The following is a 15,319-nucleotide window of genomic DNA, read 5'->3' as shown; positions in this document are numbered from 1 at the left end:
TCATCAGGCACTCCTTCCGCAGCATTTCTTGTACTTCTTTCCACTTCCGCACGGGCATGGGTCGTTCCTCCCGACCTTCTTCACGCGCCGCTGCTCCACCCGCGGTCGTTCCTCGTCCTGCTGGCCGCCACCGCTCATCGAAATGTGGTACCGACGCGCCTTGGGCTGCTTGTCGCCGCTCTCGACGCCCACGCGGAACATCCACGTCACGATGTCCTCTTGAATGCTCTCCTTGAGCGCCTCGAACATCTGCCAGCCCTCGATCTGGTATTCTTGCAACGGGTTGTGCTGACCGTACGCCCGAAGTCCTATTCCTTCCCGCAGGTCGTCCATAGCCTGCAGGTGATCCATCCACTTCGAATCAATTATCCTCAGCATAACGAGCTTTTCGAGAGCCCTCATGCGCTCCGGCCCGATGAGGGTCTCCCGCTCCTCGTATGCTTTTCGGGCAGCCCCCACGATGCGCTCCTCTAGCTCCGGACGGCGCAAACCGGCCAGTTCCGCTCTCGTGACGAGCGACGCCCCCGGTGCGAAGGTCCTGTTCACACGGTCCGCGAGCCCGTCGAGATCCCATTCCTCCTGGAACACCTTCTCGTTCGCGTACGTGTCAAGAATGCCCTTGGCAACCTGGGAGATCATCTGCATGATTCTGCCCCTTAGATCCTCGCCGCGCAAGATCATGCGCCTGTCGCGGTAGATGACCTCACGCTGCTTGTTCATGACGTCATCGTACTCGAGGACCTGCTTACGGATGTCGAAGTTGCGCGCCTCCACACGCTTCTGAGCGGTCTCGATCGCCTTCGACAGGCGCGGGTGTTCGATCGGGGTGTTTTCATCCCACCCGAGCCTGTTCATGATGTTCGTTATGAACTCCCCGCCGAAGAGCCTCATGAGGTCATCCTCGAGCGACACATAGAACCGGGACGCTCCCGGGTCACCCTGGCGCCCGGAACGACCGCGGAGCTGGTTGTCTATGCGTCTACTCTCGTGGCGCTCCGTTCCGATGATGAACAGCCCGCCCAGTTCGACTACTTTTTCATGCTCCCCTGCGCAAGCTGCCCTCGCCTCCTCGAGGTACTCGCTGAACTCCTCCCGGGCCTTGAGAACCTCGGGATCCTTCGTGGGAAACCTCTCCGCCGCCTCAGCCACCACCTCGCTGGCGTAACCACGGGCACGCAGCTTCTGCTTGGCGATATACTCTGGGTTGCCGCCCAGCACGATGTCTGTTCCACGCCCGGCCATGTTAGTGGCTATGGTAACCGTCCCCAAGCGCCCGGCCTGCGCCACGATCTCCGCCTCACGCTCGTGGTGTTTCGCGTTCAGCACCTGGTGCGGAATGCCGCGTCGTCTGAGCATCTCGCTGAGTCTCTCCGACTTCTCGATGGAGATGGTGCCCACCAACACGGGCTGCCCCTTTTCGTGGAGCCTTTCGATCTCCTCGACGACCGCGTTGAACTTCGCGCGCTCAGTCTTGTAGACCACGTCGGGATGGTCGACCCGAATCATCGGGAGGTGCGTCGGGACCACCACCACGTCAAGCCCGTATATCTTCCGGAACTCCTCTTCCTCCGTCGCCGCGGTGCCCGTCATGCCTGCTAGCTTCCGGTACATACGGAAGTAGTTCTGGAACGTGATTGTCGCCAGAGTCTGGCTCTCCCGCTCGACCTTCACACCTTCCTTTGCCTCTATGGCCTGATGCAGGCCGTCGCTGTACCGCCTCCCGAACATGAGGCGTCCGGTGAACTCATCGACTATGATGACTTGGCCGTCCTTTACCACGTAGTCCCTGTCCCTGTGCATCAGGGCATGGGCACGCAGCGCCTGGTTCAGATGATGCGCGAGCTCCATGTTGGAGTCGTCGTACAGATTGTCTATGCCGAGCATCCTCTCGACCCTCGCCACACCTTCTTCGGTTAGCGCCACGGTGCGGGCCTTCTCGTCCACGGTGTAGTCCTCTTCTCGTCTCAGCCTCGGCACAAGCCTCGCGAACTGATAGTAAAGGTCCGTGGACTCCTCAGCCTGGCCTGAGATGATGAGGGGCGTTCTCGCCTCGTCTATGAGGATGCTGTCGACCTCGTCGACGATGGCGTAGTTCAGCTCTCGCTGGACCATCTCGTCCTCTGAAGCGACCATGTTGTCCCTTAGATAGTCGAACCCGAACTCGTTGTTCGTCCCGTAAGTGATGTCAGCCGCGTACGCGGCCTTCCTCTGTGCGTAGTCCAACCCGTGGACGATGACACCCACGGTGAGCCCGAGGAACTTGTGGATAGTCCCCATCCACTCCGCGTCGCGGCGCGCGAGGTAGTCGTTGACGGTCACGACATGAACGCCCTCCCCAGAGAGGGCGTTGAGATAAGCGGGCAGCGTCGCCGCCAGGGTCTTGCCCTCGCCGGTCTTCATTTCGGCGATCCTGCCCTCATGGAGCACGATCCCGCCCATGACCTGCTCGTCGAAATGGCGCTGCCCGAGGACTCTCACCGACGCTTCACGGACAACGGCGAACGCTTCCTGGAGGATTTCGTCCAGAGACTCCCCGTTCGCGAGCCGCGATCTAAACTCCACCGTCTTCGAGGCCAATTCCTCGTCGGACAGCCTCGAGATCTCTGGGCCGAGAGCGGTCACCGCCGCGGCCATGTCCCGCAGCCTGCGAAGCTCTCTCTCGTTGAAATCAAGTGCCTTCTTGAGGAAGCCGAGCACCAGTCTTCCCTTCTTTCAATCCAGCCCACATACCCGTCAAGTCGTAATGTCCAGCGAAATGCGCTGCAACGCCTCAGGGTCCGGTGCCTCAACGCTTAGCCGGTCCTGTCCAACGCGTTCGTGGGTGCATTCGTGGGCCGCCCTCTTGGAGGCGGCTTCTCGGAACCCCACCGTCGCGCGAAGCGGCGGCGTCCTTTGGAACGGCTCGTCAGAGCGGCAGGCCGCTATCTTCGCCCCCGGCAGGCGTGTAGTGTCCATCCGGCGCCTTGCTGCCGCGAGGCGCCCGCTTGACGGCATTCGCACCCGCACAAGCTAACGCCAGAGGCGTCGCCGCTCGCGCAGCGAGGTCCCCTGAGCGCGAGATAATTATACCATCCACGCGCCGGTGCAGCAACCTCACGCCAGGCGGGCGGTCCCGCCACAAGCGTCCACAAGCGGCCACGAAGTCCATGGGCGAGAGTCGGGTGATCTGGAGACGCACTTTCTGCCAATGATGGGATCTGCCAATGATGGGATTCAGCTGCGGCGCCAGGTTCGCCCCAGTGTGCCGGCTCGACGGCCGAGCCGGGTCCGCGGGCTTCCATTCGCCAGCATCGCATGTTGAATGAGGAGGAATACGCCGACGGCCATGAGGACGTCGCCGACGCTAATGACTCGGTGGATAGGATACGGCCAGCCGATGGGGATGACGTCTCCGAGCTGCCACAAGCGGGTGCCTGAGTCTATGAGTCTGTACGTAAGGACGTTCCCCGCCTCTATCGAGGCAACCTGCCGCGCCATGCCCACCGCGTCCAACATATCTGCGGACACGGGCATTCGCATACCGTTGCAAAGGATGACCAGGAAGTTCAACGCCACGCCTATCCCAATGAGCGGCATCCAGCGAATACGGCGGTTCTCCCAGATGGCGTAAAGGAGCAGAACGTAGCCGAGAAAGAACGCGTAAGGCGCCACGGCGCGCACGACGGAAGTGCCACGGAGCCCAAAACCAACGATGGCGGTTTCGATGACGAGCGACGCTACTATGCACTCAACTCTCTTGAACGGAACTCCCCCGAGACTCGATAACGTCCCGCCCCGGAGCTTGCCGACGACCAAAGAAGCTACAGCCGTGTCAACCAGCATCGTCTACCACCTTCTGCTTCTTGAGGTGCTCGACAAAGGCCCTGACCACCTCCGGATCGAACTGCTTGCCTGACCCCGCCAGCAGGCGCCTCACGGCTTCCTCCGGAGGGTACCCGCGGCGGTATGGTCTGTCCGACGTCATGGCGTCGTAGGCGTCGGCCACAGCAAGAATCCGGGCGTGGAAAGGGATGTCTCGCTCGGTGAGGCCGTTCGGGTAACCATGCCCGTCGAGACGCTCGTGATGGCAACGTATCGTTGCTGCCACGTCCCTCAGGAAGCTGATCTCGGAGAGGATCCTGGCGCCCGTGACCGGATGTTGCTGTATCGTCTGGAACTCGTCCGTCCTTAGCTGGCCTGACTTGGAAAGGAGCTCGTCGGGAACGCCGATCTTTCCTATGTCATGCAGCAGCCCTGTGTACTCAACCTTCTCGACTTCGCTCTCGCCCATGTGGAGCTGGCGAGCGATAGCGGCAGAGTAAACGGCCACCCTGTCTGAATGCCCGCGGGTGTACTTGTCTTTCGCCTCTAGAGCAGCCGCCAGCCCGCGAACAGTGCCGGCGTACAGCTCCTTCATCTTCATGTACTCTTGGAATGAGTAGCGGGCGAGAACAAGAGGGATGAAGAATAGCGTCGTGCCCAACATACCTATGTATGGGTACGCTGCACCGATAAGAAAACCTAACGGAGCAAGAGCAAGGTAATTCCTTAGTACTCCAGATATGTTGCCGGACCAGGTCACGCGAAAGGGAGTCCCTTCTGAAACCGAGATAACCCCGGTGACGAGCGAAGCGTTCACTAGGAAGTACGTGAGTGCACTGAACAGCATCGGCATAGCATCGTCTGGCAGCTGAGGGAAGCCAATGTGACCGCCTGAAAACTGGTAGGCAAACCCCGATGCACCTACAGTCACTATGACCTGAGCAACATTGAACGTGGCTCTCTCCGGGCTGGCTCGTCGTCGCACAACATTCGCCAGACCGTCGAGAGACGCGACCCATGCCGCTCCGGGTCCGCACAGGAGGATGGCGGCGAAGTTGGTCGCAAAGCTCACTGATACAGCGCCACCTCGGGGAAGCGGCACGGGAAAACACTCTGCAACCACGGACAAGGCACCAAAGAACACTAAGGTACGCCACCAAGGGGTTTGCAGGAATGAACTCACAAGCAGGAGCACGATCACAGCAATACCTGCAAGAGCGAGTATGTATATGGTGAGCAAGCTGCTGCGACCCCGCTGACCGGTCGCGCGGTCTACGCCCTGACGCAAAATGTGTCCCACCTCGAAGAACATCCTATTGGGAACCCCCACCGGGGGCAGCTCCGTCGTGGTTGTACCAGAAAGGAGGTCACCTTCTCCATCTGCTACTGCAAACACGGAAAAGCAGAGCATCTAGCAGTTGGAATGACCACCCCTGATACACGCTTGCTTTCGCCCTATGAGCAGACGTCCCACGTGACGCGAGTCCCGTCTCCCACACGGTGAATTGGTACGTCTTACCACCAGAACGTGCCGCCGCCCGCCAAAACCAACGCCACAAGTGCAAGGATCGCCTTCACGATGTTCTTCATCTGCCTTCCAGCCTCCATTCGCATTTGTGAAATGCCGGGCTAGATCTGGCCCGGAGAACTCGGATCGGGACCTATTCTCCGCTCAAGGCGTTGTTCCAGGCCGCTTTGCCGCTCCTAGAGTTACTACGGTAACCCACGATAGCGGCCTGTTGGCGGTTCTCCGGCGGGGGGTTCCAAGGCTGATGACGATGTTCAGTTCTCTCGCCGCGTGTGCGTTGTCCCGAGGAGACACTATTGGGGGCTACCCGGCGTCTTCCTCGTAGGAGTCCTCTCCTCCGTATGTGAGAGTCACGCACCTGTTTACGGCGTGAAGGAGAGCCCTTATGACCGCCTCCTCTTCACTTCGTGTTACGTAAGACGCACCGCTAGAAGGCACATCGCCCCATGGCGAGCCGATGGTGGCAAGCACCACGGCGGTCTTCCTTCCCGACAGCCGACATACCTGTATGTCGTCCACCGAGACGCTCACGAGCCCTCCGAACGCCTTGTCGAGGGCCTTGAGCGCCGCAGCAGCGGGCACTCTGAACCTGTTCTGTTCGTTCGGAAGGTCGTCCTCCTCACCGACGAAGGTCTTGGAGCCGCATGACAGCTCGACCATGGCATGTATCCGGTCAGGGTACACGTTCACCCCCAACCGTTTCACGCCTATGCGTGGGTCAGGCCGGACGTCATCTTCACCGCCCTCACGCTCGCCGCCCCCACGCGGCGGCCTTTCGGCGCGTCCGGCAGCTGTACTGGACCGTGACACCACCCTGTACTTCTTCACCGCAGACACCTCAGTGCCCGGGCTTGTCGGGAGTTCGCCTCCGACGACCGCGTAAGCTGCACCGTCTGCCCCAGGCACCCGGTCATCCCGGACGCCGTCTCCGTGTCCCGCGGGTGCGCTGCAGACACCCGTCTCCGCTCCGCCCAAGGCCAGGCCGACCGCAGGCCCTGGTCTGAGGCCCGCACGTCTTCCATACATGGCCCCGGCGCGCTCCCTGGTAATGGTGATAGCTTCTGACGGCAACCTGCGGCCTAGGTGCGCTGCGCATGCAGACTCCACGTCTCGAACGATCCGCCGGGACTGGACTCCTTTCTCAACAAGCACGTCGATGGCACTCACGCGGCCCTCAGGATCGCTGCTGACGCTGACTGATGCCACACCCGATATCTGACTTATAGCCGCCTTGAGAGCGGCCGCCTGCTCCGGAACGCCTTCAGCGCCGCGTTCGTGACGCGTCCCTCGTTGGGGTGCCATAGAACAGGCTCCCTTGCTTTCAACTTTATGCCAACGCCTAACCTATTCTACCTCATAGATGGGAATCCTGCCTGGACCCCGGGGAGTGGTCACTTTTTTGTCTTCCTCGCCGGACAGCAGCGTCCACGAGCGCCCGCAACCCGCCCGACACCAGGCAATGGCCTCCCAGCACCACCGGAACCCTTGCGCCGAGAACACATCCTGTAAACTCTCGTGCCACATGGTTTACGATATCTCCAGGACGCAGCAAGTCGGAGTTGAATCTGTCGTTCGCCGAGAGTCTCAGGCCGAAGTGATGGAAAAGGACCCTGGAATCCACGAAGGCCGCGGTCGCTACCCTCTCGAGCGCCTTCGTGAGAGCGGCGAACCCTACCTGCTCGACCAAGCACCCGATCAGGGACACAACCTGCCCGCTGTGTTGTCTCCCGAGAGCCTTCATGCCCCGTTCTTCCGAGAACACCCGTGTCCTGCACTGGAGATGGCGATTGACGTACGAAACCGCATCGGGGTTCACCCGGCCCATGATGGCGATCTCCGCGAGAGGGGTCGCAAGGGCATCAAGCGCCGATAGAAGGCGCCCTCGCGCAGGCTCCAGGTCAAGCGCGCCTGTGACCGACCTGACGTGCGAGCCCGCAGCCGGATGCAAGCTCAGCACAGCCACGTCTGCCGGCGTGTCCACGTCAAACGTCGTCCCCACCGTCTCACTCATGCGCGTGATCGGCAGCACGCTCGACAACACCATGGCAAGAGCGTTGTCGGAGGGCGGCAGCGCAGCGGCGAGGCGCACCGCAGCGTGCGCTGGCGTGAAGCCCACTATGTCGCTGGAGAAAACGTTGTTGGCCACAACTAGCGTCTCAGCGCGCGCAAGAGCGCCTACGACTTCCGATACCTCTTCAGCTTGGAGGAGGGAACCCGACGCGCCGCCCATATAGAGCACGGCCTTCAGCCGATGCTTGCTGATGACCGCGGCCAGCTGCTCCCCGAAATGAAACCGGCCGCGCGAAGGCACCAGCTCAACTTTGATGTTGTCTCCCGTGCGCGCTGCTGCGGAAGCAAGGTCTTCATAGGTAGTGCATAGCAGGATTCCAGAGAGGTCTGGCAGGCACGCGAACCTCGCGAGGTTGTCAAGGACCACGGCCTTCCTGACGGCGACAACGAGCTCCTCCACCTCGCTTCTCGGTTCTCCTCCCTCGAACACGACCAGCGTGACCGCGCCCACCGCATCACTCCCCGACGTGCGGCGTTCCAAGCGACTCCCGAAGATTGCTATGTGACACGCGGCTCCCGCGAAGCCCGCGAAAGCCGCGCCAGTTGAACACTCATGCTCGAAGGCGAGACGCTGACTCAAAACTCCGGCTCTATCAGGCCGTAGTTCCCGTCCTTGCGCCTGTAGACCACGTTTACCTCCTCCGTCTCGGCGTTGGAGAACACGTAGAAGTCGTGCCCTAGAAGCTCCATCTGCATCACCGCTTCCTGGACAGACATGGGTTTCACCGCGAATCGCTTCGTCCTGACGATTCGAGCCTCGTCCTCGGCTTCCTCCACCGTCCCAGGCCCTTCGGGTACGAAGGCTTCTTCCACGAGGTGCGTCCCTATCTGACGGAGGCGGCGGTTGATGCGGGTCTTGTACTTGCGGATCTGCCTTTCGATCTTGTCAACGGCCCCATCCACTGACGCGTACATGTCACCTGTCTTCTCCTCGCCCCGGAGGAGCAGACCGTTTATCTGCATTGTGACCTCCACGATGTGAAGCCCTTTCTCAATGCCCATGGTCACCTGGGCATCCACCATATCGCCTTCGAAGAACCGCTGAATCTTGCCGACCTTCTTCTCGGCGTACTCCCGGAGAGCTCTTGTGACTTCCATGTTCTTGCCTTTGATGGTGATCTCCATCTCGACCAGCTCCTTTCCGGCTCGTGAGCGTAAGGCTTCCATGTATAGTATTCCCTCCTGCGTAGGGAAATCCTGCTCTGTAGCCTTTCGCGTCACGTCCCTCGAGTCTGCGGCCGAGCCCGTCCGGCCTTGCTCCTCCTCAGCGCTCAGCGCCTGACAAGCCCGCCGCGCCCTCGGTCGTCGCGCGCAAGCCCTAGCTGGCTGGCTCGTCTTGCGACGAGTTACCCCGGCACGTGGAGCTTCCTTTCAGTGACTGCCACCAGCCGTGAGATGGTCAAGGTCATCATTAGGTACATGAGCGCCACCATCATCCAAATCTCGAACGGCCGGAAAGTTCGGCCTATGACTATCTGGCCTTTTCTTACAAGTTCTTCCATGGCTATCACGGATACCAGAGACGAGTCCTTGAGAAGCGCAATGAACTCGTTCCCGAGCGGGGGGACTATGCGCCTGAACGCCTGAGGCAGAATCACGTGCCTCATGGCTTGCACGTAGGTCATACCGAGCGCCCTCGCGGCCTCCATCTGCCCGCGGTGGATCGACTGAATCCCCGCGCGCACTATCTCAGCGACATAGGCTCCGCTGTTGATGCTCATTGCGGAGACGGCGGCAACGTATGGCGGCACAGGGAACCCCAGCACCTGCGGAAGCCCCATGTAAATGATGAAGATCTGTACGAGAAGAGGGGTTCCGCGCAGAAAGTCCACGTAGACTGCTGCGAGGTACGAAACCAGCTTGGTCTTGGATATCCTGGCTATGCCTACGAAGGTTCCAATGATGATTCCGATCGCAATGGAGATCGTCGTGAGGCGCAGGGTCATCCACGCCCCCAGCAGGAGAAAGGGAAGCGACCTCTCGATCACGTCCCATCTGAACCCGGGCAGTATGCCTGAAAGAAATGAAAAGGCAGCGTTCAACTCTCTCCACTCCCACTCGCTTGTTGTGCCTTGCGTTGCCTCTCGGGCGACCTCGCGTGCCGGTGCCCAATGTTTCAGTAGTGCCCCGTCCCGGACTTGTACATCCCGGGGATACTCTACCGTCAGCCCGGTCAAACATGGTTCTTTAGAGGAGCCAGCAGATGCCTCTTCTGCTCCCGATTTTCGCTGCCGCACCTGTGTGGCGTCGGGAGCGCCTGCCGCCTTCCGGCTGGGCATGGGCGGTTGCAACGGGTCATTGACAGCACAGCGCCCACAAAAAGCAAGGCGTAACGCAGCCGCTGCTTCACCCGGACGGTGCCGTGCAGCTGTGTCACGCCGTGATCCCTTATCACCCTTCGTCTTTCGATCGGTCCTCTTGCGTACTCTTCATTTCGGTCCCACATCGGACCCGCGTCGGGCAGCCGGCTACCTTCTTTCGGTCTTTCGATGGCGTAGCCGGCTTGTCCATACTTGATTACTCACCGAAATACTTCGCGTAGATCTCGTCGTACTTCCCCGTGCTCTTGAGTGTGGCCAGAGCCTTGTTGATATTCTTGAGGAGGTCTTCCCTGTCTTTACGCATGGCGATCCCGTAGTACTCCACCGTGAACGGAGCGCCCACTATCCTCAGAGAATCGTCGTTCTTGACGGCGTCGGCCGCGACCGCGATGTCCATCACGCATGCGTCCACCGCGCCGTTCTTGAGCTCCAGGAACGCGTCGGGTGCGAGGTTGAACCTCTTCACTTCGGCAACGCCCTCGATCTTCGAGGCGGCGAAATCGCCCGTGGTGTTGATCTGGACGGAAACCTTCTTGCCCTTCAGGTCGGAGGGTTCATCGATCCCCTCCGTGTCTTTCCTCACCACTATGACCTGGCCAGCCGTGAAGTATGGATCCGAGAAGTTGACGCTCTGGGCGCGCTCGTCGGTGATGGTCATGGCCGAGACGACGACGTCGTAGTTGCCGTTGAGGAGGCCCGGCAATATGCCGTCCCACGCTGTATTGATGATTTCGGCCTTCATGCCCATCTGCTCCGCTATGGCCTGGATGAGCTCTATGTCGAAGCCTTTGAACTCCCCGGTTTGTTCATCCTGCCACTCGAAGGGTGGAAACGCAACGTCAGAGCCTACCTTGAGTACCGGGAGTTCCGCCTGGGCCCCGGGCCCAGTAACCGTCGATTGCTCCGGTGCTTTCTTCACGGCGAGGACCACGGCCAGTAGCACGATGACGGCGACGCCGATGACGAGTAAGAGGCCGGACTTCTTCATGTCTACTCTGCACCCTCCTTAAAGGCTCCTGGTTTCTAGTCCGATTATATTGCACTCGACTACCCGTAGCAAGTACAGGTTTTCGCCCTTCCATCACGGCACGAGTCCCGCTCTCGGCTGATCTAGCCTTGTCCTCAAAGAGGTCGCGACACGTCACGACGCCTGCCGGCCGAGCATTGCGGCTTAACCGACCGGCGTCCACGGCCTCAGGGGTAACCCCTGCCCATGGGACCTACTCTGGGACCTCATCGAGATCACGGGACTAGGTCAGTGGCACCGGGCATTGCACAGGAAAAGCGCGGCCTTACGGCCGCGCCTCTCGCCAGCTTCTTCGGACGGCGTCACTTGGACGCCGCGGACGACGCCGTCCGGCTCCTCTATTTCGTCAGTGTTCCGCCCGCCAGTGTTCCGTCCGTGTCACCACGAACTAGGCACCCCTGTAAGCCTTGTTCGCCTCGAAGCACTCCCGGCAATAGACCGGCCTGTCTTCACGAGGTTTGAACGGGACCTGAGCTTCCTTGCCGCAGGACGAACATATGACCGTGTACATCTCCCTTGGGCCATCGTTGCGCTGACGTTTCCGGGCCGCACGGCAGTCCTTGCAGCGCACGGGTTCGTGCTCGAACCCCTTCTCTGCGTAGAACTCTTGCTCACCTGCGGTAAAGATGAACTCCGCGCCACAGTCGCGACACGTCAACACCTTGTCCTTGAATTCCATGCTGGATGAATCCCCTCGCTTTGTGGTAATGACACCCCTGCTCAGATGACCCGTTGTACCCCGGCGCTCTTCTCTGGTCTGGTTGCGCCCTTGGCCCGCGGCCGGCCTCGAGTATACCGGAAGAACCTGAACAAGTTGGGCTTGAGTCTATTCTATCCGGCCCCCAAAGTAAATGCAAGTAAATTTGCAATTTCCTTTCTGTCCGCCAGAGCACGCCTGCACTCGGGCAACCGCCACCGCAGGCTCCCGCACCCGGCGGCTCGCACCGCAGCCGGACCCGGCCACCTCAACTCCGCCCGCACCGCAGTGAATGCCGATGCGGCCGCAGCCAGCGCTCCCGCCCGGCTCACGAAGTCGCGTCGCCTGCCTCCTGCGTGCCTCTCTCACCGCCGCGCGCGCGACCTCGCCCTCAGCCTGTCCACCGCCTTCAGCGTCTCCCCAAATGCGATCGTCGACATCGAAAGCGCCCAGACAGTCGCCCACTCTCCCGGCGTGAGCACGACCGTATCGAAGACGGGACGCATGACCGGCACCATCAGCGCTGCTAACTGCAAGGCTGCCGACGCTATCCAGGCTCCCACTAGGTACGTGTTGCCCAACGGACCAAGGCGGAACAGGGACTGAAGCGTCGAGCGGAGGTTGAACGCATGGAAGAGCTGGCTGAGCGACATCGTGGCGAAGGCCATGGTCCGCGCGGCGAGAATCGGGTCACGGCCAGTGCCCGTGTCTTCGCGAATTCCCAGCCAGAACGCTAGGAGAGTGATGCCGCCGATGAACGCGCCATACAGTCCTATACGCAGGACACCTCCTCTGCCGAAAACAGATTCCGCCCTCTTGCGAGGGGGACGCTTCATTACATGGGGATCCGGCGGTTCAACACCCAGCGCGAGCGCCGGGAGGCTGTCGGTCACGAGGTTCACCCACAAGATCTGAATGGGCGTGAGCGGTCGGAAACTGCCGGACACTATGGCAGTGAACACCGCCACGATCTCTCCGATGTTGCATGAGACCAGGTAGGCGATGGACCGCCTTATGTTATCGAAGATGGTCCTTCCCTGGCGGACCGCCTCCACTATCGTGGCGAAATTGTCGTCCGCGAGCACCATGTCCGCCGCTTCCTTCGCCACGTCGGTGCCGGTGATTCCCATGGCGCATCCTATGTCTGCGCGCTTGAGCGCGGGGGCGTCGTTGACCCCGTCGCCCGTCATGGCCGCGACGTGCCCCTGGCGCTGAAGCGCCTCAACTATGCGGACTTTGTGCTCCGGGGAGACCCGCGCATATACGGACACGCTCCGGACCGCTTCATCGAGCTCCTCGTCGCTCATGGCGTCTAGGTCGCTTCCGGAGAGCGCTGCGGGGAATCTGGATTCTGCCCCGCGGCGAGCCAGGATGTTCGCAGCCGTATCGCCCATCTTCGGCAGACTGCGATGGTCGTCTCCGCCGATCGCGCCAGCGCTCGGGCCGACACTCGCTGCGCCCTCGTATCCCGCCGCGTCCCGGCGCGAGCCCAGGCTCAGCCCGATGGCCTTCGCCACCGCCACCGCTGTGTCCCGGTGGTCGCCCGTTATCATGATCGGCACGATGCCAGCTTCACGGCACGTTTTCACCGCGGCGGGGACCTCCGCCCTCGGTGGGTCCATCATTCCCATGAGACCCACGAACACCAGGTCCCGCTCTACTTCGTCTGCCTCGAGGCGCGACGGCAGTAATGGCATGGCCCGGTACGCGAACGCGAGCACTCGGAGGGCTTCCGCGGCCATACTGCTGTTCACGCTCATTATCCGACGGCTCACACCTTCATCCAGCGGGCGCACGCTTCCCCGTTCGAAGACGAACGAACACCGCGCGAGAATCGAGTCAGGGGCGCCCTTCACCAGGGCAACGTACGCGCCATCTTCGCTCAGCTGGAGACTGGTGGATCCCGCGGGATCGGGCTCGGCCTCGCTCCCTTCCCGCAACTCCTCATAAGCGGGGGGAAGCGGCCACGAGACACGATGCACGGTGGTCATGCGCTTCCGGACGGAATCAAAGGGAATCTCTGCCACCCTTGGCGCCCGCTCCGCCTCGACATCTCCGAACCCGGCCTTCCTTGCCGCCACAACGAGAGCCCCTTCCGTCGGGTCGCCTGTCACGAACCACTCGCTGGACTCAGAGTCCCGGCGAAGCTCAGAGTTGTTGCAGAGCGAAGCGATTCGCACCAGCATGTCAAGGTGCGGGTCCTCCAGGCCGACGCCCGCATCGCCCACGGCAGTACCGGTACCAGCGGCGACTTCGTCAGACGCCGCGATGGAGTCGCAAACCGCCGACCCGCCGAGCGCCGGACCGCCTGCCACCTGGAACTCGCCCTTCGGCGAGTAGCCTTGGCCTGTAACGTTCAGGAGCCGTCCGTCGACGTACGCTCTCACCACCGTCATCTGGTTCTCCGTGAGAGTCCCGGTCTTGTCGGAGCATATGGCCGTGGCGCTTCCCAACGTCTCCACGGCGGGAAGTTTGCGGACGATGGCGCGGTGGCGCGCCATTCGCTGCACTCCAATGGCGAGCACCACGGTGACGATGGCGGGTAGCCCCTCTGGAATAGCGGCAACGGCAAGGCTGATGGCAGTGAGGAACATCTCAAACGCAGGGATGCCCCGCAAGAGCCCGGCGATGAACATGACGGCGCACAAGCCCAGGGCCGCTCCACCCAGCCACTTGCCCAGCTCTTCAAGACGCTCCTGTAGCGGGGTCTTCTTCTCGATGGACGTCTCCATGAGGCCGGCGATGCGTCCCACCTGCGTGTTCATGCCGGTTGCGACCACTACCGCGCGGCCGCGGCCGTACACGCAGATCGTCGCCATGTGAAGCATGTTGACACGGTCGCCGATGGATGCGTTTCTCGGAAGCACTGCATGGGCGACCTTTTCCACGGGCACGGACTCGCCTGTGAGCGCCGCCTCTTCCACCTTCAGGGTAACCGCCTCGACGACGCGCATGTCAGCCGGGATGTGGTCCCCCGCCTCTATCAGGACCACATCCCCCGGCACGAGTTCTCGCGCGGGTATGCTTACGGTGGCTCCTCCCCTGCGCACCCTCGCGTTAGGCGCCGCCAGTTTCTTGAGAGCCGCGAGAGCCTTCTCGGCTCGGCTTTCCTGCGTCACCCCCAGGACCGCGTTGAGCACGACTATCGCCATGATGACGACGCCCTCGGTGACCTCGCGAAGCGCCATGGATACGGCAGCGGCAGCGATGAGGACCAAGACGAGTGGCTCTTTGAACTGGGCGAGGAACATCTCCAGCACGCTCGGCCCGGGCTTCTCGCGGAGCTCGTTTGGGCCGAAGCGCTCCAGGCGCGTCTTCGCCTCATCTGGCGCAAGTCCGGTCGCGAGGTCCGTTCCGAGAAGGCCGGCGACGTCCGAGGCCGACATGGCATGGTAGGCCAACGCCGCCTCCGTGGCGTTCGTTGCCGGTCGCGAGTTCGCGTTGTCAACGGGTGTAGCAGCTGCTCTTCCTGTCATACTTCATTTCCTTTCGACCTGGTATAGGTTTGTGTCACGCTTTCGTCCGATTCACCGCGTGATCCTTCCTACTTGGACAAGAAGACCCTCACACCATCGCAGTGGTGCGAAGGTCTTGCCAAGCCTACAGGAGGCTGGTAAAGCCAGGCCAAAGGGCCGATTGTTGACTTTACCCGAACCAGCTACTCCCCTTCGCTCAACACCGGTTTCGGGGCTTCTCGTATGTCATTATACCCGTCCAACCACAACGTTCGCAATACAGTTGGTCAACACACGTTCCGCTTGCTCCGAAAGTCCGCTCCAAGTCCGCTCCCGCGTCCCCGAGACCGCCCCGCGCCCCGCGACCAGCCCCGAACGCAGGAAGGCGCAAACGTGCCGGCTCAGCGCACGGAGAGACCT

Annotated in this window: 10 protein-coding genes; all 10 read right to left on the bottom strand. The window is 61.5% G+C overall.

From position 1 onward, the window contains the following. Nucleotides 1–3: 3 nt before the first annotated feature. Entirely contained in the window at nucleotides 4–2,697 is a 2,694-nt protein-coding gene (gene secA / locus NUW12_04705) for a preprotein translocase subunit SecA (protein ID MCR4402072.1), read from the bottom strand. Between the two features lie 516 nt (nucleotides 2,698–3,213). Continuing rightward, the gene (locus NUW12_04700; protein ID MCR4402071.1) at nucleotides 3,214–3,822 is read right to left on the bottom strand and encodes a DUF5317 domain-containing protein; all 609 of its coding nucleotides are present in this window, start codon (nucleotides 3,820–3,822) and stop codon (nucleotides 3,214–3,216) included. Continuing rightward, on the bottom strand, nucleotides 3,812–5,101 hold the full coding sequence (locus NUW12_04695) for an HD-GYP domain-containing protein (protein MCR4402070.1): 1,290 nt from the start codon (nucleotides 5,099–5,101) through the stop codon (nucleotides 3,812–3,814). The genes NUW12_04700 and NUW12_04695 overlap by 11 nt, the downstream gene beginning before the upstream one ends. A gap of 531 nt (nucleotides 5,102–5,632) precedes the next feature. Then, entirely contained in the window at nucleotides 5,633–6,631 is a 999-nt protein-coding gene (locus NUW12_04690) for a hypothetical protein (protein MCR4402069.1), read from the bottom strand. A gap of 52 nt (nucleotides 6,632–6,683) precedes the next feature. After that, on the bottom strand, nucleotides 6,684–7,979 hold the full coding sequence (locus NUW12_04685) for a hypothetical protein (GenBank protein MCR4402068.1): 1,296 nt from the start codon (nucleotides 7,977–7,979) through the stop codon (nucleotides 6,684–6,686). Continuing rightward, a complete protein-coding gene (raiA, locus tag NUW12_04680) occupies nucleotides 7,976–8,524 on the bottom strand; it encodes a ribosome-associated translation inhibitor RaiA (protein ID MCR4402067.1) in 549 nt (182 codons plus the stop codon). The genes NUW12_04685 and raiA overlap by 4 nt, the downstream gene beginning before the upstream one ends. A gap of 221 nt (nucleotides 8,525–8,745) precedes the next feature. Next, nucleotides 8,746–9,441: an amino acid ABC transporter permease gene (locus NUW12_04675; protein ID MCR4402066.1), complete on the bottom strand. Its 696-nt coding sequence runs from the start codon at nucleotides 9,439–9,441 to the stop codon at nucleotides 8,746–8,748. Nucleotides 9,442–9,916: 475 nt separating this feature from the next. Then, nucleotides 9,917–10,708, bottom strand: coding sequence for a basic amino acid ABC transporter substrate-binding protein (locus NUW12_04670; protein ID MCR4402065.1), 792 nt, complete (start codon nucleotides 10,706–10,708; stop codon nucleotides 9,917–9,919). 427 nt (nucleotides 10,709–11,135) lie between these two features. Further along, entirely contained in the window at nucleotides 11,136–11,426 is a 291-nt protein-coding gene (locus NUW12_04665; GenBank protein MCR4402064.1) for a zinc-ribbon domain containing protein, read from the bottom strand. Between the two features lie 383 nt (nucleotides 11,427–11,809). After that, nucleotides 11,810–14,920, bottom strand: a complete 3,111-nt coding sequence (locus NUW12_04660; GenBank protein ID MCR4402063.1) for a cation-translocating P-type ATPase — start codon at nucleotides 14,918–14,920, stop codon at nucleotides 11,810–11,812. Between the last annotated feature and the right edge of the window lie 399 nt (nucleotides 14,921–15,319).

This window comes from Bacillota bacterium, from assembly GCA_024653485.1.
Lineage (GTDB): Bacteria > Bacillota > SHA-98 > UBA4971 > UBA4971 > UBA6256.
Note: the sequence above shows the minus strand (reverse complement) of the source record. Positions and strands in the feature narration are given on the sequence as shown.

Coding starts and splice junctions, on each gene's coding strand:
- NUW12_04700 (MCR4402071.1), bottom strand. CDS start 3,822: ATGCTGGTTGACACGGCTGTAGCTTCTTTGGTCGTCGGCAAGCTCCGG.
- raiA (MCR4402067.1), bottom strand. CDS start 8,524: ATGGAGATCACCATCAAAGGCAAGAACATGGAAGTCACAAGAGCTCTC.
- NUW12_04670 (MCR4402065.1), bottom strand. CDS start 10,708: ATGAAGAAGTCCGGCCTCTTACTCGTCATCGGCGTCGCCGTCATCGTG.
- NUW12_04660 (MCR4402063.1), bottom strand. CDS start 14,920: ATGACAGGAAGAGCAGCTGCTACACCCGTTGACAACGCGAACTCGCGA.
- NUW12_04665 (MCR4402064.1), bottom strand. CDS start 11,426: ATGGAATTCAAGGACAAGGTGTTGACGTGTCGCGACTGTGGCGCGGAG.
- NUW12_04690 (MCR4402069.1), bottom strand. CDS start 6,631: ATGGCACCCCAACGAGGGACGCGTCACGAACGCGGCGCTGAAGGCGTT.